A 16,657-nucleotide genomic window follows, 5' to 3' on the forward strand; every position below is an offset into this window, starting at 1 on the left:
ATCACCTGGGTATCACTGATACACCGAGGTGTGTGCATCGCAGGCAAGCCAGCTCCCACATTTGGTTTTGTGTTGGCTTCGGGTTCAGCGACGGTCTGCCACAACCCCAATCAACACCAGCACCACCACCAGCACCGGCGCCAGGCTGTAGTTATTGAACTGGCTCAACCCCCGCACAATCCATGGCGTGGCGTAGATCAACGCCGCACCGCTGCCGATCATGCACACCAGCGCCATTAAGGGAACGCGCAATGCGCCCGCGATGCTGCCCAGGCGGGCCTCGACCCAGCCTTTGATATCGGCGCCGAACAACACCAGCAAGCAGCCGACAAGAGCCAGAGAGATTTCCGACAGGTTGCTACGGCTCCAGCGGGATACGGTGGCGAGCAGGTCGAGTACCAAATCCATTCGAATTCCTTAGAGCGTCAGCTCAAAAACTTCTGCAACAGGTCATTGAGAAAGAGTTGCCCGCGGTCGGTCGCCGCCAGGCGTGACGGTTCGACCTGCATTAAGCCACTTTGTTCTGCCTCACGGCGGCCCTCGTCAAGGCTCGCCAGATCAAGGCCGGTGCGTTCGGCGTAGAGCTTGGCGTCGACGCCTTCGGTGAGCCGCAACGCGTTCATGAGGAACTCGAATGGAAGCTCTTCATGGGTCAGTTCTTTCGCCCCGGCCTGAAAGCTTTTGGCCGGGTTGAGGTAGTCCTTGGGGGCTCGCGTCTTCCAGGTGCGCACGATGCGCCCGTCCGGGTGGCTGAGCTTGCCATGGGCGCCGGCGCCGATGCCGATAAAATCGCCAAAGCTCCAGTAATTCAGATTGTGCCGCGCCGGGCGGCCCGGTTGGGCATACGCCGAGACTTCATATTGCGCGTAACCGTGTTCGGCCAGCAGCGCCTGACCGGCCTCCTGAATGTCCCACAGCGTGTCGTCTTCCGGCAGCACGGGCGGCTGGTTCCAGAACACGGTGTTGGGTTCCAGGGTCAGCTGGTACCACGACAAGTGCGTCGGCTTGAGGGCGATGGCCTGGCGCAAGTCGCTCAGGGCGTCGTCCAGGGATTGATTGGGCAAGCCATGCATCAGGTCCAGGTTGAAGTTATCAAACCCGGCCTGGCGCGCCATGCCGGCGGCGCGCACGGCTTCGTCACCGTTGTGAATGCGGCCCAGGGCTTCGAGCTTCTCCTGCTGGAAACTCTGGATGCCGATGGACAGGCGATTGATGCCCAGCGCGCGGTAGGCCACGAACTTCTCTTGCTCGAAGGTCCCGGGGTTGGCTTCCAGGGTGATTTCGATGTCGCCGGCAAACGGGATGCGTGCTTCCACGCCCTTGAGCAAACGGCCCAGTGCAGCGGCGCTGAACAGGCTGGGCGTACCGCCACCGAAGAAGATCGAGCTGAGTTCGCGGCCGTAAACCGCGTGCAGGTCTTGATCAAGGTCAGCCAGCAACGCGTCTACATACTCGTCTTCCGGCAGCACCTTGCTGGCGGTGTGGGAGTTGAAGTCGCAATACGGGCATTTGCGCACACACCACGGAATGTGGATGTACAGCGCCAAGGGCGGCAGGTGCGGCAGGGCCGCCCGAGGCGTTTGCGCGCCGCCGTGGATCAGCGGCGGCGCAGAGGTGTTCTGGGTCATTTCAGGCTCAGGCGTTGGCGCAGCAAATCCATTGCGCGGGCGCGGTGGCTGATCTGGTTCTTGTCGGCCGGGCTCAGTTCGGCGCTGGAAACATTACGCTCCGGCACCCAGAACAGCGGATCGTAGCCAAACCCGTGCTCGCCACTGGCCGCATGCAGGATGCGCCCATGCCACAGGCCTTCGCAGAGGATCGGCAGCGGGTCATCGGCATGCCGCACCAGCGCCAGCACACAGACGAACTGCGCGCCGCGCATCGCGTCCGGCACGTCCTTGAGGGCGTCCAGCAACTTGGCGTTGTTGGCCGCGTCGCCCTTGCCGTCGGCATACCGCGCCGAATAAATGCCAGGCGCTCCGCCCAGGAAGTCCACCGCCAGGCCCGAATCATCCGCCAACGCCGGCAAACCGGAGATACGCGCGGCGTTGCGGGCCTTGAGGATCGCGTTTTCGACAAACGACAGGCCGGTTTCTTCCGGCTCGACCTGGCTGAACTCGCCGATCGAGCGCAGTTGCACGGAATCACCGAGCATCGCCTGGAGCTCTTTGAGTTTGCCGGCGTTATGGCTGGCCAGTACGAGTTGTGTGAGGTTCATCAGTCGGCCGGAAACAGTTCTTGGTTGAATTGGAAGCCGTGGGCTTTGCCGCCGGTTTCAACATTGATGGTGAAAATCTTGGTTTCCTGCTGTGGCACCGCGTACTGGGCAACGTACAGCGTGGAGCCGTTCTGGATGATTTTCTTGAACGTGAGCATTTCGCTCTTGCCGCCCAGGTCTTTGATCGTGCCGGTGACGGTTGCGTCGATCGGTTCGACGCCCTTGTTCACGAACACATTGATCATGCCCAGCTCTTTGCTGCGTACGATCCCGGCTTCCTGAGCCATTTCCGGCGTCAGGAAGCTCGTAGTCAGGGTGTTGTAATGCACCGTGATATCGCCGAATTCTTTCTGGCGATTACCATCGATGGCATCCGCCGCCATGGCGCTGACGCCCAGGCACGCGGTGAGTAGAAATACAGCCAAACGACTCATGTTCGTCCTCCTTGAAAATGGTTAGACGGCAATTTGATGGTCTGTGAGGCCAGGACTGCTGACGCGGTAGATCCCGATTTCGCCCAACAGATTGGGCCATAGCTTACTCGCCCAGCCGTGGCGATGCTGTTGATCGACGGCAAGGCGGTTGATGACTTTGGCCTCACGCTCTCCGCACAAGGCTTCGAAGTCTTCGAAGGTGCAGAAGTGGATGTTCGGGGTGTTGTACCACGTGTACGGCAGGAAGTCCGACACCGGCATGCGGCCCTTGGTGGCCAGGTACCAGCGGCAGCGCCAGTGGCCGAAGTTGGGAAAGGTGATGATGCACTGGCGGCCCACACGCAGCATTTCGTCGAGAATGCGGTCCGGGTAGTGCACGGCTTGCAGAGCCTGGGTCATCACCACGATGTCGAAGCTGTTGCTGGCAAAGTTGCCCAGGCCCTTGTCCAGGTCCTGCTCGATCACGTTGATGCCCTTGGCCACGCACTGGGCAATGTTGTCCGGGTCATTTTCCAGGCCGTAGCCGGTGACTTGCTTGTTGTCGCGCAGCCAGCTCAGCAGTTCGCCATCACCGCAACCGAGGTCGAGCACGCGGCTGCCGGCGGGGATCCAGTCTTGGATGATTTCCAGGTCGGCTCTCATGGCGTTCTCACAGAGTTATGCGGTTCATGTAATTGCTGAAAGCCTGCAGGTAGCGCGGGATCGGAATCAGGAAGGCGTCATGGCCTTGCGGAGCATCGATCTCCAGGTAGCAGACGTCTTTCTTGGCGGCCATCAGCGCATCCACCAGTTCACGTGAGCGGGCCGGCGAGAAGCGCCAGTCGGTGGTGAACGACATCACGCAGAACTTGGCGGTGGCGCCCTCAAAGGTATTCGCCAGGTCGTCGTTGAAGTTGGCGGCCGGGTCGAAGTAGTCCAGCGCCTTGGTCATCAGCAGGTAAGTGTTGGCGTCGAAACGCCCGGAAAACTCTTCGCCCTGATAGCGCAGGTAACTTTCGACCTGGAACTCGACGCTGTGGAAGTCGTAGTTGAGCTTTTCGCTCTTGAGGCCACGGCCGAATTTCTCGCCCATGGAGTCATCGGACAGGTAAGTGATGTGCCCGACCATCCGCGCCAGCATCAAGCCACGCTTGGGGATCACGCCCGCTTCCTGGAACGAACCGCCGTGGAACTCGGGGTCGGTGAGGATGGCCTGGCGGGCCACCTCGTTGAAGGCAATGTTCTGCGCCGACAGTTTCGGCGCCGAAGCGATGGCCAGGCAATGGCGCACGCGGTCCGGGTAGGTGATGGTCCATTGCAGCGCTTGCATGCCGCCCAGGCTGCCGCCGATCACCGCGGCCCATTGGCCGATGCCCAGCAGGTCAGCCAGACGCGCCTGGCTGTGCACCCAGTCTTCCACGGTCAGCACCGGGAAATCCGCGCCGAACGGTTTGCCGGTTTCCGGGTTGAGGCTGCTCGGGCCGGTGGAACCGTTGCAGCCGCCGAGGTTGTTCAGGCTGACCACAAAGAATTTGTTGGTGTCGATGGGCTTGCCGGGGCCGATGCAGCTGTCCCACCAGCCAGGCTTGCGCTCGTCGGCACTGTGGAAACCGGCGGCGTGATGATGGCCGGACAGGGCGTGGCAGATCAGCACGGCGTTGCTCGCCGTGGCGTTCAGCTGGCCGTAGGTTTCGTAGATCAGGTCATAGGCCGGCAGCGAACGGCCGCAGGCCAGGGCCAGCGGTTCGCTGAAGTGCGCCACTTGGGGCACGACCAGTCCAACAGAATCGGGGGGGAAGGCAGCTGGCATCGACCCTGCTCTCGTTTAAATGAGGCGTAAGTCTAAAGACCGCTGCACCCAGCGGCAAGCAAAGGCCTGCACGGAGTCAATTCAGTACGCGGATACAAAATGTGGGAGCGGGCTTGCTTGCGAATACGGTGTGTCAGTCAGCGAAAATATCGACTGATCGACTGCATTCGCGAGCAAGCCCGCTCCCACACTTATCCGCGTTTCAAATCAGGCCGAACAGTTCTTTAGGCATGAACGCGTAGTAGGCCAGGCGCGGGATCACCCAGCTTTGCAGCAGCTGGATCGCGATAAACGCGAAGATCGGCGAGATATCCAGGCCGCCCAGGTTCGGGATCAACCGACGGAACGGCGCCAGCACCGGCTCGGTGATCTGGGCTACCAGCTCCGCGCCAGGGCTACGGCTGCCGGGTGCGACCCACGAGAGGATCACGCTGATGATCATCGACCAGAAGATGATCTTCAAAAACAGCGAGAAGATACCGATCAGGCCCCATGGCAACAGCAGCGGGGTGAAGGCCTGATAGCCGTTGAGCATCAGGATCACCATAAACAGCAAAATCTGCAGCAGCAGCGCCAGCACCAGCGACGACATGTCCAGGCCGAACAGGCTTGGGATCACGCGGCGCAGCGGTTTGAGCAGCGGTTGGGTGGCTTTCACCACGAACTGGCAGAGCGGGTTGTAGAAGTTCGCCCGCACCAGTTGCAGGATAAAGCGCATCAGCACGATCAGCAGGTACAGGCTGCCCAAGGTCTGGATGATGAAAATGGCAGCGTCATTGATTCCGAGCATGTTTGTTTCCTATCGGGTCCAGTTGCAGGGGACGACTATTTGCCCAGTTGCTCGGCCATCTCGGCCGAACGATGTGCCGCGGCACCCAGGGCTTTTTCCACCAGGGCTTCAAAGCCACCGGCCTGGAACGATTCAATGGCCGCTTGCGTGGTGCCACCCGGCGACGTTACACGGCGGCGCAGTTCGGCGGCGTCCACGTCGCTGTCGGCGGCCATGTTGGCGGCGCCCAGGGCTGTCTGTTCGGCCAGTTGCTCAGCCACTTCGTGGGGCAGGCCCAGCTTCACGCCGGCGGCGGTCATGGCTTCGATCAACAGAAAGAAGTACGCCGGGCCGCTGCCGGACACGGCGGTGACCGCGTCCAGTTGCTGCTCTTGCTCCAGCCACACGGCGATGCCGACGGCGGACAACAGTTCTTGCGCCTGATCGCGTTGCTCGGCCGTCACTTCGGCGGTGGCGTACAGGCCGCTCACGCCCTTGCGCAGCAGCGCCGGGGTGTTGGGCATGCAGCGCACGATCGGCTGTTCACCGAGCCAGTTGTTCATGCTGGCGCAGGTGATGCCGGCAGCGATGGAGACCACCAGTTGGTGTGGCTGCAGGCTCGGGCGCAGGCTTTCGCACACGGCCTTCATGGCCTGCGGTTTCACCGCCAGCACGATCACGTCGACACCCTGGATGGCCTCGGCGTTGTCAGCAAAGGTTTCAATGCCATGCTCGCTGCTGACGCGAGCGCGGGTGTCGGCGCCCGGGTCGCTGGCGCGGATCTGCTGGGCTTGCAGGCCCTTGGCCCGCAGGCCGCCGATCAGGCTGGCCGCCATGTTACCGGCGCCGATAAAGGCAATACGCGTGTTGCTCATGACAGGTCCTTATTCAGAGGAAAGTCAGCCATTTCACGGCTGGCCGTAGTCGCGGGCGCCAAACAGGGCGGTACCGATCCGCACCCAGGTGGCGCCTTGGGCGATGGCCGACTCGAGGTCGTGGCTCATGCCCATGGAAAGTGTGTCCAGCGCCAGATTCAGGCTGGCTTGCAGGTCTCTCACCGCTGCGAATGCCGCATCTTGCGCGGCGCGATCTTCAGTCGGCTCGGGAATCGCCATCAAGCCGCGCAGTTTCAGGCGCGGCAAGGCGCTGATCGCATGGGCCAGGGCCGGCAAGTCGGCGGGCGTACAGCCGGATTTGCTGGCTTCGCCACTGACGTTGACCTGAATGCAGATGTTCAGCGGCGGCAGGTCGACCGGGCGTTGTTCGGACAGGCGTTGAGCGATTTTCAAGCGATCCACGGAATGTACCCAAGCGAAGTTCTCGGCGATCGCACGAGTCTTGTTCGATTGAATGGGGCCAATGAAGTGCCAACTCAAGGGCAGGTCGGTTAATTGCGCCTGTTTGCCCAAGGCTTCCTGCAGGTAGTTCTCGCCAAAATCGTGCATCCCGGCGGCGTAGGCCTCGCGCACGGCTTGCGCGGGTTTGGTCTTGCTCACGGCCAGCAGGTGGATGCTGTTTTCGTCACGTTGCACTGCGTGGGCCGCGGCGCGGATCCGCTCGCTAACCAGGCCAATGTTGTCTGCTATCGTCGACATTCAAGATGCACCCGTGGATATGGAGTCCGCGGCATTCTACTGGAAATGGAAAGCCCTATGGATATCACTGAATTGCTGACGGCCAGCGTGCGCCGTGGCGCCTCCGACCTGCATTTGTCGGCCGGCCTGGCACCGATGCTGCGTGTCGATGGCGAGGTCTGGCCGCTGGAGGGCCCGGTGCTCACGCCCCCGCAAGTTGCGGAGTTATTGAGCCCTTTGCTCAACCGCTACCAACAAAAGGATTTCGAAACATCTCTTGAAACCGATTTTGCCTTCGAACTGCCGAGCGTGGCGCGGTTCCGGGTGAATGTATTTCAACAGGATCGCGGCATGGGGGCGGTGTTTCGCACCATTCCCGCCGAAGTGCAGAGCCTTGAACGCCTCGGGCTGGGGGCGGTGTTCCAGCGTATCGCGCAACTGCCGTGCGGCCTGGTGCTGGTCACCGGGCCGACCGGGTCGGGCAAATCCACCACTTTGGCGGCGATGATCGACTACCTTAACGGGCATCGGCGCCAGCACATCCTCACCCTCGAAGACCCCATCGAATTTATCCACAGGCCGAAAATGGCCTTGATCAACCAGCGTCAGGTGCACCGCGATACCCACAGCTTTTCGGCGGCGCTGCGTTCGGCGCTGCGTGAAGACCCGGATGTGATTCTGGTGGGCGAGTTGCGCGACCTTGAGACCATCCGCCTGGCGCTGACGGCCGCTGAGACCGGGCACCTGGTATTTGGCACCTTGCACACCACCTCGGCCGCAAAGAGCGTGGACCGGCTGGTGGACGTGTTCCCGGCAGCGGAAAAGCCCATGGTGCGCTCGATGCTGTCGGAGTCGTTGCAGGCGGTGGTGTCGCAAGTGCTGGTCAAGAAGATTGGCGGTGGGCGGGTGGCGGCTCACGAAATCATGCTGGGTACACCGGCTATTCGTAACCTGATCCGTGAAGACAAAGTGGCGCAGATGGTCTCGGCGATCCAGACCGGTGGGGCGCTGGGGATGAAAACGTTGGACATGAGCTTGAAGGCGTTGGTCAGCGAGGGGCTGATCAGCCGGGAAGATGCGCGGGGGCAGGCGAGGGTGCCTGGGGACATCTGAGGTCTTGCGGGCAATGAAAATCAAATGTGGGAGCGGGCTTGCTCGCGAATGCGCAGTGTCAGTCACCCTCTTAGTTGACTGATCTAACGCATTCGCGAGCAAGCCCGCTCCCACATTGGTTACCGCATATCAGACTGAAATCAGCGCTGCACAACCCGCAGGTTGTTGTTCTGCTCTTTCGGCAGAACCCGTTTGGCAATCACGTAGTTCTTGTCCCAGAACGGCTTTTTCAACGTGTCGATGCTGACCGACTTGCCACGACGCGGTGCGTGGATAAAGCGGTCGTTGCCCAGGTAGATGGCAACGTGGTTGACCTGGCGGCTCTTCAATTTGAAGAACAACAGGTCGCCCGGTTTCAGGTCCTTACGATCAACCTTCAGCCCGTGACCGGCGGCCATGGCGTTGGAGGTGCGTGGCAAATCCACCGCTTTGACGTCATTAAACGCATATTTCACCAAACCACTGCAGTCGAACCCTTTACTTGGGCTGCTGCCGCCCCAACGATAAGGAGTACCGAGCACATTAACCGCGCGGCTGAGGACGTTGCTGCTTTGTTTGGTGTTAACTGCCATCAGGCCGGGCGTTACTTTACCGTGGTGGGCCTTGCTCAGTTGAGTCGGGCGGTTGACGGTCAGCTTTACCGATTTGGCGGTGCCTGGTGTGCTGTGAACTTTAGGGGTGAAACCGTTAACGTTAGGAAGACGTTGCTCACGATTGGTGGCGTGGGCGGCCAGTGGCATTAATAGGCAGATGGTTAGCCATGTCTTGAAAAATGGTCGCATTAGGCGTGGCTCTTTTAGGTTTGCGCGCAACTTTATAACAGCTTTTTGTGTCGTTCTTAGGCCGTTTGTCGACTGAACCCTGGGGTCAAATTCAGGAAAAGCGCGACGAATTGCCGCTATCGTCCTGCAGAGGTCAGGTGGCATAAGGCTTTGCGGGAGGGAAGATACCATTTGCCGTGTGTCGGGCGCCCGTAAAAAAGTCACAAAGAAAATGAAAAAATTTATCTATCGAGGCAAAAGAGGTACTCCATGAACACCTATCGACAGGATGTGATGCAGCAGGACACCCACAGCAAGGTGATCGGTTACCTGCTGTGGATTTTCGGTTTTACCGGGGCGCACCGCTTCTATTACGGCAAGCCGGTGACCGGGACGATCTGGTTTTTCACCTTTGGTCTTTTCGGTATTGGCTGGCTGATCGACCTGTTCCTGATCCCTGCCATGGACCGTGAAGCAGACCTGCGTTTCACCGCCGGGCCGATCGAATACAACGTGGCCTGGATACTGTTGGCGTTCCTGGGCGTGTCCGGGCTGCACCGCATGTATCAGGGCAAATGGATCACCGGCCTGATCTACCTGCTGACTGGCGGTTTGTTCCTGGTGGGCGTGCTGTATGACTTCTGGACGCTGAATACGCAGGTTTCGATCCGCAATGCCGAGCGCAACAGCGGACGCTGAGCGCGCATTAATTCAATCTGAGCACGGTCTATGCGGGAGCCGGGCTTGCCCGCGATAGCATCACCTCGGTCTGGCTGAACAACCGAGGTGCCTGCATCGCAGGCAAGCCAGCTCCCACATGTACTGTGCCCACTTCAGGTTTTGCGACTTATCAGGCCTGGTAGCTGATCCGCCCATCCACCAGGGTGTACCGCACCGTCGCCGGCAGGCTATGGCCGATGAACGGGCAGTTTTCGCCCTTGGACAGCCAGTGTTCCCCGGCAACCGTGGAGCTGGCCGGATCAAACAGCACCAGGTCTGCCGCTGAACCCACCGCCACTTTGCCCGCCGGCAGGCGCAAGGCCTCAGCCGGGCCGGCACTCAGGCGCGCCAACAGCGTTGGCAGGTCGAGCAGACCGTCTTGCACCAGGGTCATCGCCAGCGGCAGCAACAGTTCGACACTGCTGATGCCCGGCTCGGTCGCGCCAAACGGCGCCAGCTTGGCATCACGCTCGTGGGGTTGGTGATGGCTGGAGATTGCCGAGACCACACCCGACTTCACGGCCGCGCGCAAACCGTCGCGGTCGGCCAACGTGCGCAGGGGTGGCTGCACGTGGTAAAGGCTGGAGAAATCGATCAGCGCTTCATCGGTCAGAATCAGCTGGTACAACGCCACGTCCGCCGTCACCGGCAGGCCGCGCGCTTGCGCCTGGGCGATCAAGGCCACGCCGCGCGCGCTGGTCAACTGGCTGAAGTGCGCCCGCACACCGCTTTGCTCTACCAGCAGCAGATCACGGGCCAGGGCCACGGTTTCAGCGGTTTCGGGAATGCCCGGCAGGCCGAGGAAACTGGCGACGGCGCCTTCATGGGCCAGGCCACCTTCGGCCAGGTCGCGGTCCTGGGAGTGGAAGATCACCGTCAGGTCGAAGGTGGCTGCGTATTCCAGGGCGCGGCACAGCGTGCGCGTGCTGCGAAAACTGTCCAGCCCGTTGCCGAATGCCACGCAACCGGCGTCGCGCAGGGCGATCAGCTCGGCGAGTTGTTCGCCTTCCAGGCCTTTGCTCAGCGCGCCGATGGGGAACACTTTGCAATTGCCGGCTTCGCGGGCGCGGTCCAGGATCAGCTCGGTCACAGCCGAGGTGTCGAGCACCGGCTTGGTGTGCGGCGGGCAGCACAGGCTGGTGACGCCACCGGCAGCGGCGGCGCGGGTTTCACTGGCGATGGTGCCTTTGCGGCTGTAACCCGGTTCACGCAGGGCGACGTTCAGGTCGACCAAACCAGGCGCGGCCACCAGGCCTTTGGCGTCGATCGTCTCGCTGGCGTTGAAACCCGCGGGCGCAGCGCCAATGGCGAGGATTTTGCCGGCTTCCAGGTGAAGATCGGTAACTTGATCCAGGCCACTGGCCGGATCGATGACTCGGGCGCCGAGAATGCTGAGCTTCACTGGGCGTTCTCCTGCTCGAATTGACGTTGCGCGGTTTGCCCGCTCATGGCCATGGACAACACCGCCATGCGCACGGCGATGCCGTAGGTCACTTGGTTGAGGATCACCGATTGGCTGCCGTCGGCCACCGCCGACTCAATCTCAACCCCGCGGTTGATCGGCCCTGGGTGCATGACGATCGCATCCGGCTTGGCGCCGGCCAACCGCGCAGTGGTCAGGCCGAACAGGCGGTAGAACTCACCTTCGCTCGGCAGCAGGCCACCGGCCATGCGCTCGCGTTGCAGGCGCAGCATGATCACCACGTCCACGTCCTTGAGGCCTTCGGTCATGTCGGTGTAGACCTTCACGCCGTACTGCTCGATGCCGATCGGCAGCAGGGTTTTCGGTGCGATCACGCGGATGTCCGGGCAACCCAGGGCTTTGAGGGCCAGCATGTTCGAGCGCGCGACCCGCGAGTGCAGGATGTCGCCGACGATGGCCACCGAAAGGTTTTCAAAACCGCCCTTGTGCCGACGGATCGTCAGCATGTCGAGCATGCCTTGGGTCGGGTGCGCGTGGCGGCCGTCGCCGCCGTTGATGATTGCCACGTTCGGGCACACATGCTCGGCGATGAAATGCGCGGCGCCGGAGTCGCCGTGGCGCACCACGAACATGTCGGCGGCCATGGCTTCGAGGTTGCGCAGGGTGTCGAGCAGGGTCTCGCCCTTGCTCGCCGACGAGGTCGACACGTTCAGTGTGATCACGTCGGCCGACAGCCGCTGGGCCGCCAGTTCAAAGGTGGTGCGGGTGCGGGTGGAGTTCTCGAAGAACACATTGCAGATGGTCTTGCCGCGCAGCAGCGGGACCTTCTTCACCGCGCGGCCACCGACTTCGAGGAACGAGTCGGCGGTGTCGAGGATTTCAGTCAGCAGTTCGCGGGGCAAACCGTCGAGGGACAAGAAATGTTGCAACTGGCCCTGAGCATTGAGCTGCAGCGGGCGCTTGGCATCTAGAGGCGTCATCGCGGGGACTCTGTACAAGGCGGTTTAAAGGGCAAGGTCTTGCAGTTCGAGTTCGAGCGGCGTGGGACCGGACAATTTTACCCGCTGGTGGGCCTCCAGCGACAGGGTGGCACCGACCACATCCGGGCTGATCGGCAATTCGCCAGCGTCCAGGTCGAGCAGGCACACCAGCGTCACGCTGGCCGGGCGGCCGTAATCGAACAACTCGTTCATGGCGGCGCGGATGGTGCGACCGCTCATCAGCACGTCGTCGATCAGCACCAGGTGCTGGCCTTCAATCTCGAACGGCAGCGCGGACGGGCGCACCTGCGGGTGCAGGCCGTTCTGGCTGAAGTCGTCGCGGTAGAAAGACACGTCCAGCGTGCCCAGCGGCGAATCGCTGCCCAGTTCTTCCAACAACGCTTGGGCCACCCACACACCACCGGTGCGAATGCCGATAAAGCGCGGTTCGCTGATGGCACGGTGTTGCAGGTGCGCCTTGAGGCGAATCGCCATCTGGCTGATCAGGTCGGCGGGATTGGGCAGGCTCATGGTGGCTCCTTCAAGGCCTCGCGCAGGCAAGGTCCGGGCTCAAACGTAAAAAGACGCGGCAAGCCGCGTCAGTCAGGATTCAAATAAAGCGGTGTTTTCATCCAGCCAACCCTGCAACAGCAGGGCGGCCGCGATGGCGTCCACCGGGTTGTCGCGGTAGCTACCTTTCTGCCCGCCACGGTCACGGCGCTCACCCTTGGCTTCAAAGGTGGTCAGGCGCTCGTCGTGGGTATAGAAGGGCAGGTTGTAGCGGCCATTGAGGCGGCGGGCGAACTTTTCGGCGCGCAGGCACATGTCGCTGGGGGTGCCGTCCATGTTCAAAGGCAGACCGACCACGACGGCGTCGGGCTTCCACTCCTTGATCAGGGCCTCGACCTGGTTCCAGTCCGGCACGCCGTTCTGGGCTTTCAAGGTGCACAACTCGCGGGCCTGGCCGGTAATCACCTGGCCGACCGCTACGCCGATCTGTTTGGTGCCGTAGTCAAAACCGAGGATCAAACGCAAGGCCATCAGGCGTGCCCCGCCTGGCTGGTCAGCAGGTTGAGGTTGACCCGCAACTTGGCTGCCGCCGCTTCCAGGCGCAGTTCACTGGCTGTGTTGAACAGAATGTCGGCGTCGAACGGGCAAGTCAGCCAGGCATTGCTGGCCAGTTCGGCTTCCAGTTGCCCGGCTTCCCAACCGGCGTAGCCGAGGGTGATCACGCTTTGCTCAGGCCCCACGCCGTCGGCGATGGCGAACAACACGTCCTGGGACGTGGACAGTGACACGCCTTCCAGGTCGACCGTGGCCTGGAACTTCGGCCCGGTGGGGTGCAGCACAAAACCGCGATCGGTCTGCACCGGCCCGCCGATGTAGATCGGTACGTTTTGGCAGCGCGCCGGCGGGTCGATCTCGGGGCGCAGTTGCTCAAGAATATCGGCCAGGTTCAGCTCTTGCGGGCGGTTCACCACTAACCCCATGGCACCATTGGCCGTGTGCTCGACGATGTAGGTCAAGGTCTGCGCAAAGTTCGGGTCGGCCATATGGGGCATGGCGATCAGGAATTGGTGCTTGAGGTAGGTCGGGCTGACATTTTTCATGTCCGCTAGTGTGGCGTCGGAGGGGCGAACTGACAAGCTGCGGCGGACGCTAATTGTGGCGAGCGGGGGCTGTTGTGGCGAGCCGGCTTGTCGTGGCGAGCGGGCTTGCCCCGCGTTGGGGCGCGAAGCGGCCCTGAAATCTGGCGCTGTGGTTTTTCAGGCAGAACGCGGTGGCCCTATTGGGGCCGCTTCGCAGCCCAACGCGGGGCAAGCCCGCTCGCCACGAGGGCCCGCTGCCTTTGGCAGAGTGCAGGAGCGATCAGTTACTGGAAAGCCGATCACCCCGGGCAAACTTCCAGGTGCGGATGATTTCCAGGCGGTCTATGTCGTTCAAGTCGCCGGTAAACGGCGCGAAAGGCGCGGCCAGGCGCACGATGCGTTGGGCCGCCTGGTCCAGCAACGGTTGGCCGGACGACTCCAGCACCTGCACTTCATATAACGAACCGTCGCGGTTGATCGACACCAGTAAGCGCAAATTGCCATAGATCTGCTGGCGCCGGGCCTCGTCCGGGTAGTTGAGGTTGCCGATGCGTTCGACCTTCTTGCGCCATTCGTCTTTATACCAGGCGCCTTTGTCGCGCATGGTCGAGGCGGCGTTCAGGCGATAGATGCGCGGGCGCTTGGCGTACAGCTGTTGTTCGTTGGCCAGTTCGGCTTCGAGGCTGGAGATCTGGTCGGAGAGCTGCGAGCTGTCGAAGGTCGGCGCCGGCTTGACCGGTTCGGGCTGCGGCTCGGTCTTGGTTTTCTCGCGCTGGGTCGGGGCTTTTTGCGGTTTCGGCGCAACAGTGGTCACGGCGGCCTTGGGCGCGGCCTGCTTGACCTCAGGCTTGGGCGTCGGCGGCGGGGTGACTTTATTCACCTTGTTGTCCTGGAACGGCGCCACTTCGGTGGTCTTGGGCACCGCCTTTTTGTCGAGCGTGCCGCTGCCTTGCTGATTGTCCTGGGCGAGAAAGTCAGCCTTTTCGGGCTTTTTTTCGCTCTTGAACGTGGCGAGGGTGATTTCCAGGGTTTTGGTGATCTGCTTGGGCTCGGCAAAGGTGAAACCCAGGCCGAGTAACAAGGCGAGGTGGATCAGCGCTGCCAGAAACAGGGTAAATCCGAGCCGATCAGCCGGGCGCACGCCGCTGTGGGAGAGTTCGGGGGGCAGATCGGGCGGGAGCGTCATGACAAAAAAACCAACATCGCGCGTTTCACAGGTGCCGCATGATAACGCAATGTTGGTGTGTGTCCGGCTGTTCTATGTCACTTGGCTTGCAGCTTGCGCTCGATGGCCGCCATCAGCATTTCGCCGATGTTCGTGCCAAATGCGTTGTCGATCTCGCGAATGCAGGTCGGGCTGGTGACGTTGATTTCGGTGAGGTTCTCACCAATTACGTCCAGTCCTACGAACAGCAGGCCTTTTTCGCGCAGGGTTGGGCCGACTTGGGAAGCGATCCAACGGTCTTTGTCCGACAGTGGTCGCGCTTCACCGCGACCGCCGGCTGCCAGGTTGCCACGGGTTTCGCCTGCGGCCGGGATACGCGCCAGGCAGTAATCCACCGGCTCGCCGTCGATCATCAGGATGCGTTTGTCGCCGTCCTTGATCGCCGGCAGGTAAGCCTGGCCCATGATCTGCTGGGTGCCCAGCGCAGTCAGGGTTTCCAGGATCACCGACAGGTTCGGGTCGCCGGCACGGTGGCGGAAGATCGACGTGCCGCCCATGCCGTCCAGCGGCTTGAGGATCACGTCGCCGTGCTTGGCGGCGAATTCACGCAACACATCGGCGCGGCGGCTGACCACGGTAGGCGGCGTGCACTGTGGGAACAGGGTGGCGAACAGCTTTTCATTGCAGTCACGCAGGCTTTGCGGCTTGTTGACGATCAGCACGCCAGCCCGCTCGGCCTGTTCCAGCAAGTAAGTGGAGTAGACGAATTCCATGTCGAACGGTGGGTCCTTGCGCATCAGGATCACGTCCAGATCGCTCAAGGGGCTGTCGATTTCATCCGCAAGCTCGAACCACTTTTCAGGGTTGGCAAACACCTGCAGCGGGCGCATGCGTGCGCGGGCCTCGCCGTCGCCCTGGTAAAGGTCCGGCTGCTCCATATAGAACAGCGTCCAGCCGCGGGCCTGGGCGGCCAGGAGCATGGCCAGCGAACTGTCCTTTTTATAGGAAATGCTGGCAATAGGGTCCATGACAATGCCGACGCGAACGCTCATGGGGGATTTCCTCTAGCAAATTAGGGCGCATAAAAGTGGCGTCAGAGTGGCGCTGCGGCTGTTGTGGGTCAAGGAAAAACCACCTGGCCGGTTGCTCGATAGATTGCGCCCGGAGACTGTGCTAAAAAGACTCCCACGGTGCAGCAGCCCTTGAATTCCAAGGCTTGCAGCGCTCATCCTGTGCAACATCAGGCAGTACACACCGAAAACCGATTCGCTGTGGCGATGGTAGAGCAGATATGGAACAGCATTCCAACGCCTTGAGAGTGATGGTGATCGACGATTCGAAAACGATCCGCCGCACCGCCGAGACCCTGTTGAAGAACGTGGGGTGCGAAGTCATCACGGCCATCGACGGTTTCGATGCACTGGCCCGGATTGTTGATCATCACCCGCACATTATCTTTGTCGACATCATGATGCCGCGCCTGGATGGCTATCAAACCTGCGCGCTGGTGAAGAACAACCCGGCGTTCAAGTCGATTCCGGTGATCATGCTGTCCTCCAAGGACGGCCTGTTCGACAAGGCCAAGGGGCGCATCGTGGGTGTCGATCAGTTTTTGACCAAGCCTTTCAGCAAGGAAGAACTGCTGAGCGCGATCAAGGCCTACGTGCCCGGCTTCGCCGCAGTAGAACAAGCACACTGACACCGCCTCACAAGGGCCGGCGTCCACCAATGTAGTGGGGAAAACCATGGCACGTGTTCTGATCGTCGACGATTCGCCGACCGAAATGTACAAACTGACCGGCATGCTGGAAAAGCACGGCCACCAGGTCCTCAAAGCCGAAAACGGCGCAGACGGCGTGGCCCTGGCCCGTCAGGAAAAGCCCGACGCCGTACTGATGGACATCGTGATGCCGGGCCTCAATGGCTTCCAGGCTACCCGCCAGCTGTCCAAGGAGCCGGAAACCAACGGCATCCCGATCATCATCATCACCACCAAGGATCAGGAAACCGACAAGATCTGGGGCGCACGCCAGGGCGCCAAGGATTACCTGACCAAACCCGTGGACGAAGAAACCCTGATCGCCACCCTGAACAAGGTGTTGGCCGGCTGACGGCACGCCAT

At 61.5% G+C, this 16,657-nt stretch carries 21 protein-coding genes; 4 read left to right on the forward strand and 17 right to left on the reverse strand.

The features are described 5' to 3' along the window. Positions 1 to 84: 84 nt before the first annotated feature. From ACM530_RS11760 to ACM530_RS11800, 9 genes are all read right to left on the reverse strand, one after another. A complete protein-coding gene (locus tag ACM530_RS11760) occupies positions 85 to 408 on the reverse strand; it encodes a DUF3392 domain-containing protein (protein ID WP_016972961.1) in 324 nt (107 codons plus the stop codon). A 17-nt stretch (positions 409 to 425) separates the two neighbouring features. Then, complete coding sequence (gene hemW / locus ACM530_RS11765) at positions 426 to 1,628, reverse strand: radical SAM family heme chaperone HemW (RefSeq protein ID WP_416364820.1); 1,203 nt, start codon at positions 1,626 to 1,628, stop codon at positions 426 to 428. Continuing rightward, positions 1,625 to 2,221: an RdgB/HAM1 family non-canonical purine NTP pyrophosphatase gene (rdgB, locus tag ACM530_RS11770; protein WP_049711104.1), complete on the reverse strand. Its 597-nt coding sequence runs from the start codon at positions 2,219 to 2,221 to the stop codon at positions 1,625 to 1,627. The genes hemW and rdgB overlap by 4 nt, the downstream gene beginning before the upstream one ends. Then, positions 2,218 to 2,652, reverse strand: coding sequence for a DUF4426 domain-containing protein (locus tag ACM530_RS11775; protein ID WP_106575685.1), 435 nt, complete (start codon positions 2,650 to 2,652; stop codon positions 2,218 to 2,220). Before ACM530_RS11775 ends, rdgB begins: the two co-directional genes overlap by 4 nt. Before the next feature lie 21 nt (positions 2,653 to 2,673). After that, on the reverse strand, positions 2,674 to 3,294 hold the full coding sequence (gene metW / locus ACM530_RS11780) for a methionine biosynthesis protein MetW (RefSeq protein WP_003213768.1): 621 nt from the start codon (positions 3,292 to 3,294) through the stop codon (positions 2,674 to 2,676). Between the two features lie 7 nt (positions 3,295 to 3,301). Continuing rightward, positions 3,302 to 4,441 carry a homoserine O-succinyltransferase MetX gene (metX, locus tag ACM530_RS11785; protein ID WP_416364821.1) on the reverse strand — a complete coding sequence of 380 codons (1,140 nt, stop codon included), beginning with the start codon at positions 4,439 to 4,441 and terminating at the stop codon, positions 3,302 to 3,304. Positions 4,442 to 4,643: 202 nt separating this feature from the next. Next, positions 4,644 to 5,231 carry a YggT family protein gene (locus ACM530_RS11790; RefSeq protein WP_145157732.1) on the reverse strand — a complete coding sequence of 196 codons (588 nt, stop codon included), beginning with the start codon at positions 5,229 to 5,231 and terminating at the stop codon, positions 4,644 to 4,646. Positions 5,232 to 5,266: 35 nt separating this feature from the next. Then, on the reverse strand, positions 5,267 to 6,085 hold the full coding sequence (gene proC / locus ACM530_RS11795; protein WP_416364822.1) for a pyrroline-5-carboxylate reductase: 819 nt from the start codon (positions 6,083 to 6,085) through the stop codon (positions 5,267 to 5,269). Between the two features lie 33 nt (positions 6,086 to 6,118). Next, positions 6,119 to 6,805, reverse strand: a complete 687-nt coding sequence (locus ACM530_RS11800) for a YggS family pyridoxal phosphate-dependent enzyme (RefSeq protein ID WP_416364823.1) — start codon at positions 6,803 to 6,805, stop codon at positions 6,119 to 6,121. Positions 6,806 to 6,862: 57 nt separating this feature from the next. Between ACM530_RS11800 and ACM530_RS11805 the strand changes: the two genes are divergently transcribed. After that, complete coding sequence (locus tag ACM530_RS11805; RefSeq protein WP_416364824.1) at positions 6,863 to 7,897, forward strand: type IV pilus twitching motility protein PilT; 1,035 nt, start codon at positions 6,863 to 6,865, stop codon at positions 7,895 to 7,897. A gap of 140 nt (positions 7,898 to 8,037) precedes the next feature. Here the strand turns inward: ACM530_RS11805 and ACM530_RS11810 are convergent, their stop codons facing one another. Then, complete coding sequence (locus ACM530_RS11810) at positions 8,038 to 8,679, reverse strand: C40 family peptidase (RefSeq protein ID WP_145158570.1); 642 nt, start codon at positions 8,677 to 8,679, stop codon at positions 8,038 to 8,040. A gap of 249 nt (positions 8,680 to 8,928) precedes the next feature. Between ACM530_RS11810 and ACM530_RS11815 the strand changes: the two genes are divergently transcribed. Continuing rightward, the gene (locus ACM530_RS11815; RefSeq protein ID WP_416364825.1) at positions 8,929 to 9,357 is read left to right on the forward strand and encodes an NINE protein; all 429 of its coding nucleotides are present in this window, start codon (positions 8,929 to 8,931) and stop codon (positions 9,355 to 9,357) included. Positions 9,358 to 9,508: 151 nt separating this feature from the next. On the opposite strand, the gene ACM530_RS11820 is transcribed toward ACM530_RS11815, so the two are convergent. The 7 genes from ACM530_RS11820 to gshB form a co-directional block, all read right to left on the reverse strand. Continuing rightward, complete coding sequence (locus tag ACM530_RS11820; RefSeq protein WP_145157722.1) at positions 9,509 to 10,780, reverse strand: dihydroorotase; 1,272 nt, start codon at positions 10,778 to 10,780, stop codon at positions 9,509 to 9,511. Further along, positions 10,777 to 11,781 carry an aspartate carbamoyltransferase catalytic subunit gene (locus ACM530_RS11825; RefSeq protein ID WP_159960639.1) on the reverse strand — a complete coding sequence of 335 codons (1,005 nt, stop codon included), beginning with the start codon at positions 11,779 to 11,781 and terminating at the stop codon, positions 10,777 to 10,779. The genes ACM530_RS11820 and ACM530_RS11825 overlap by 4 nt, the downstream gene beginning before the upstream one ends. 24 nt (positions 11,782 to 11,805) lie before the next feature. Further along, complete coding sequence (gene pyrR / locus ACM530_RS11830; RefSeq protein ID WP_106575674.1) at positions 11,806 to 12,312, reverse strand: bifunctional pyr operon transcriptional regulator/uracil phosphoribosyltransferase PyrR; 507 nt, start codon at positions 12,310 to 12,312, stop codon at positions 11,806 to 11,808. Positions 12,313 to 12,384: 72 nt separating this feature from the next. Continuing rightward, complete coding sequence (gene ruvX, locus ACM530_RS11835) at positions 12,385 to 12,822, reverse strand: Holliday junction resolvase RuvX (RefSeq protein WP_003195067.1); 438 nt, start codon at positions 12,820 to 12,822, stop codon at positions 12,385 to 12,387. Continuing rightward, positions 12,822 to 13,391 (reverse strand): YqgE/AlgH family protein, encoded by a 570-nt coding sequence (locus tag ACM530_RS11840; RefSeq protein ID WP_106575672.1) that lies wholly within the window; start codon positions 13,389 to 13,391, stop codon positions 12,822 to 12,824. Before ACM530_RS11840 ends, ruvX begins: the two co-directional genes overlap by 1 nt. 259 nt (positions 13,392 to 13,650) lie before the next feature. Beyond that, the gene (locus ACM530_RS11845) at positions 13,651 to 14,556 is read right to left on the reverse strand and encodes an energy transducer TonB (RefSeq protein ID WP_106575671.1); all 906 of its coding nucleotides are present in this window, start codon (positions 14,554 to 14,556) and stop codon (positions 13,651 to 13,653) included. Positions 14,557 to 14,633: 77 nt separating this feature from the next. Further along, positions 14,634 to 15,587 (reverse strand): glutathione synthase, encoded by a 954-nt coding sequence (gshB, locus tag ACM530_RS11850; protein ID WP_304629371.1) that lies wholly within the window; start codon positions 15,585 to 15,587, stop codon positions 14,634 to 14,636. Between the two features lie 239 nt (positions 15,588 to 15,826). On the opposite strand from gshB, the gene pilG reads away from it, so the two are divergent. Both pilG and pilH read left to right on the forward strand, forming a co-directional pair. Beyond that, on the forward strand, positions 15,827 to 16,234 hold the full coding sequence (gene pilG, locus ACM530_RS11855) for a twitching motility response regulator PilG (protein ID WP_106575669.1): 408 nt from the start codon (positions 15,827 to 15,829) through the stop codon (positions 16,232 to 16,234). Positions 16,235 to 16,280: 46 nt separating this feature from the next. Beyond that, positions 16,281 to 16,646, forward strand: a complete 366-nt coding sequence (gene pilH, locus ACM530_RS11860) for a twitching motility response regulator PilH (protein WP_014720320.1) — start codon at positions 16,281 to 16,283, stop codon at positions 16,644 to 16,646. Positions 16,647 to 16,657: the final 11 nt, after the last annotated feature.

It is taken from the genome of Pseudomonas sp. NFX183 (assembly GCF_047943075.1).
In the GTDB taxonomy this organism is placed as follows: domain Bacteria; phylum Pseudomonadota; class Gammaproteobacteria; order Pseudomonadales; family Pseudomonadaceae; genus Aquipseudomonas.

Bases quoted from the DNA above. Each gene is read 5' to 3' on its own strand.
- ACM530_RS11760 (WP_016972961.1), bottom strand. From the start codon at position 408: ATGGATTTGGTACTCGACCTGCTCGCCACCGTATCCCGCTGGAGCCGT.
- hemW (WP_416364820.1), bottom strand. From the start codon at position 1,628: ATGACCCAGAACACCTCTGCGCCGCCGCTGATCCACGGCGGCGCGCAA.
- ACM530_RS11775 (WP_106575685.1), bottom strand. From the start codon at position 2,652: ATGAGTCGTTTGGCTGTATTTCTACTCACCGCGTGCCTGGGCGTCAGC.
- metW (WP_003213768.1), bottom strand. From the start codon at position 3,294: ATGAGAGCCGACCTGGAAATCATCCAAGACTGGATCCCCGCCGGCAGC.
- metX (WP_416364821.1), bottom strand. From the start codon at position 4,441: ATGCCAGCTGCCTTCCCCCCCGATTCTGTTGGACTGGTCGTGCCCCAA.
- ACM530_RS11790 (WP_145157732.1), bottom strand. From the start codon at position 5,231: ATGCTCGGAATCAATGACGCTGCCATTTTCATCATCCAGACCTTGGGC.
- proC (WP_416364822.1), bottom strand. From the start codon at position 6,085: ATGAGCAACACGCGTATTGCCTTTATCGGCGCCGGTAACATGGCGGCC.
- ACM530_RS11800 (WP_416364823.1), bottom strand. From the start codon at position 6,805: ATGTCGACGATAGCAGACAACATTGGCCTGGTTAGCGAGCGGATCCGC.
- ACM530_RS11805 (WP_416364824.1), top strand. From the start codon at position 6,863: ATGGATATCACTGAATTGCTGACGGCCAGCGTGCGCCGTGGCGCCTCC.
- ACM530_RS11810 (WP_145158570.1), bottom strand. From the start codon at position 8,679: ATGCGACCATTTTTCAAGACATGGCTAACCATCTGCCTATTAATGCCA.
- ACM530_RS11815 (WP_416364825.1), top strand. From the start codon at position 8,929: ATGAACACCTATCGACAGGATGTGATGCAGCAGGACACCCACAGCAAG.
- ACM530_RS11825 (WP_159960639.1), bottom strand. From the start codon at position 11,781: ATGACGCCTCTAGATGCCAAGCGCCCGCTGCAGCTCAATGCTCAGGGC.
- pyrR (WP_106575674.1), bottom strand. From the start codon at position 12,312: ATGAGCCTGCCCAATCCCGCCGACCTGATCAGCCAGATGGCGATTCGC.
- ruvX (WP_003195067.1), bottom strand. From the start codon at position 12,822: ATGGCCTTGCGTTTGATCCTCGGTTTTGACTACGGCACCAAACAGATC.
- ACM530_RS11840 (WP_106575672.1), bottom strand. From the start codon at position 13,391: ATGAAAAATGTCAGCCCGACCTACCTCAAGCACCAATTCCTGATCGCC.
- ACM530_RS11845 (WP_106575671.1), bottom strand. From the start codon at position 14,556: ATGACGCTCCCGCCCGATCTGCCCCCCGAACTCTCCCACAGCGGCGTG.
- gshB (WP_304629371.1), bottom strand. From the start codon at position 15,587: ATGAGCGTTCGCGTCGGCATTGTCATGGACCCTATTGCCAGCATTTCC.
- pilG (WP_106575669.1), top strand. From the start codon at position 15,827: ATGGAACAGCATTCCAACGCCTTGAGAGTGATGGTGATCGACGATTCG.
- pilH (WP_014720320.1), top strand. From the start codon at position 16,281: ATGGCACGTGTTCTGATCGTCGACGATTCGCCGACCGAAATGTACAAA.